Source organism: Mesorhizobium sp. M7A.F.Ca.CA.003.01.2.1, assembly GCF_003998945.1.
GTDB lineage: Bacteria > Pseudomonadota > Alphaproteobacteria > Rhizobiales > Rhizobiaceae > Mesorhizobium > Mesorhizobium ciceri.
In genome coordinates, this window is record NZ_RZRA01001127.1 from 1 (window position 1) to 1,579 (window position 1,579).

General features: G+C 62.2%; 2 protein-coding genes. Both read left to right on the forward strand.

What is annotated here, in order from left to right:
- Positions 1-447: diguanylate cyclase (locus tag EN969_RS30425; RefSeq protein WP_127419697.1), on the forward strand; the 447-nt coding region annotated here is incomplete at its 5' end.
- A 521-nt stretch (positions 448-968) separates the two neighbouring features.
- A partial coding sequence (locus EN969_RS30435; RefSeq protein ID WP_127419698.1) for an FAD-dependent monooxygenase occupies positions 969-1,579 on the forward strand: 611 nt, incomplete at its 3' end.

Sequence of the window (1,579 nt, forward strand, 5' to 3'; positions counted from 1 at the left end):
CTGCAGACGCTGTTCGATCGCGCCGTGGCACGGCGCCGGCCGCTGTCGGTGATGATCACCGACCTCGATCGCTTCAAGGCGATCAACGACGCGCACGGTCATGATGGCGGCGACGAGGTGCTGCGGGAATTCGCACGGCGGCTGCGCAAGAATGTCAGGGGTATCGACCTTGCCTGCCGCTTTGGCGGCGAGGAGTTCGTCGTGGTGATGCCGGATACCGAGGGCGCGGTGGCCGAGAAGGTGGCCGAGCGCATTCGCGCCGAAATCGCCCAGGCGGCTTTCGCCATTGGCCAGGACGGCAAGGCGATCGAAGTCACGGTCAGCGTCGGCGTGTCGTCGGTGCTGAAGGGCGTGGACACGGTGGCGGCGCTCATGAAGCGTGCCGATCTCGCGCTCTACGAAGCCAAAAGCGGCGGCCGCAATCGGGTCGTCGCCAAGGCGGCGTAGTGACCCAGCCCCGATTATCCAGTCAACCCGACAGGGTTACCCGTTTACCTTAATCCAAGCGATTCGCGAGCCTTGGTTAAGAAACTGTTGATTTTTATAAGCTCTTGCGCGACTGTGCAGGCCAAGACGAAGCCGGCACGAGGATAGACCGCCGGCTCCGGTCCCTGGGAATACCCCATGATGCTCAGGTCCGCCGCATCTCCTGGGTCCGTGGGGTCGGCCGGCCGGCGCTGGCACATAGTGGCCTCCTCGTACCGCTGCCAAACGCCGACCGGCCCCCTTCTTTCCAATGAACATCAGAGCTCCGTGCCAAAGCACGGAAGACTCTGGGTTTTTGCGCCTGAAAATCTGGATATCGTTAGGGGAAATTGCCCCGAGCGCTTGTTCCGCGGCAACCAACAGGGGAAACAATACCGTTCCCTTCCATTTCATACATATGGCGCACAAGGGGCTTGCGGCAAGACCCGGCTCCTCCCGTAAAACCGACCCGAACCAAGGTGCGGAAAACGGGAGTGATGACAATGGTTTCAGATCATGCGGTGGTGATCGCCGGGGGTGGTCCGGCGGGATTGATGCTGGCGGGCGAACTGGCGCTAGCAGGCGTCGACGTTGCCATTGTCGAAAGGCGGCCGGATCAGAAACTTGCCGGCCTGCGCGCAGGTGGCCTCCATGCACGCACCATCGAGGTGCTCGACCAGCGCGGAATTGCTGATCGGTTCCTCTCGCAGGGCCAAGTGAGCCCGGCCGTAGGTTTTCACATGATCCGCCTGGACATCAGCGACTTCCCAACCCGGCACAATTACCTGTTGGCGCTGCGGCAGAACCACATCGAGCGCATCCTGGCCGACTGGGTCGGCGAGTTGAAGGTGCCGATCTATCGTGAACACGAGGTTGCGGGGTTTATCCAGGACGACAGCGGCGTCGACGTCGAACTGTCCACCGGTCACCGCCTGAGGGCCGCATATCTGGTCGGCTGCGACGGAGGCCGCAGCACCATTCGCAAGGCGGCCGGTATCGAGTTCACCGGATGGGATCCGACGATGAGCTGGATGATTGCCGAGGTCGAAATGTCGGAAGAACCGGCATGGGGCTTCCGCAGCAACGCCTCCGGAATTCATGCCCTGGGTAAGAT